This window comes from Pseudomonas sp. K5002, assembly GCF_013386655.1.
Classification (GTDB): Bacteria; Pseudomonadota; Gammaproteobacteria; order Pseudomonadales; family Pseudomonadaceae; genus Aquipseudomonas.
This window is the reverse complement of the sequence record NZ_JACARK010001626.1, coordinates 1-330: the sequence shown is the minus strand read 5'-3', so window position 1 is coordinate 330 and position 330 is coordinate 1. Positions and strand designations below refer to the sequence as shown.

The 330-nt window shown below is 65.2% G+C and carries 1 protein-coding gene; it reads right to left on the bottom strand.

The window, feature by feature from the left end:
• On the bottom strand, positions 1–330 hold a 330-nt coding region (locus tag HX846_RS38350), incomplete at both ends, for a sigma 54-interacting transcriptional regulator (protein WP_178967595.1).

The window sequence follows — 330 nt, the reverse complement described above, 5'->3', positions numbered from 1 at the left end:
GCACATTGCCCGGCCAGCTGTGACGCAACAACAGCGCGCGCTGGCCCGGTTGCAGCTCTTTCATCGGTAGCCCGTGGCGTGTGCTGGCTTCGTCGGCAAAGTGCTGGAACAGCATCAACGCATCCTCACCCCGTTCGCGCAGCGGTGGAATGCGCAGCGGCGCAACGTTGAGGCGGTAATACAAGTCGGCCCGGAAGCGCCCCTGGTCGGCGGACTGGCGCAGGTCTTCCTTGGTGGCGGCGATGATGCGGATATCCAGCGGGATCAGCTGGTTGCCCCCCAGACGCTCCACCACACGCTCCTGCAACAGCCGCAGCAGCTTGACCTGCA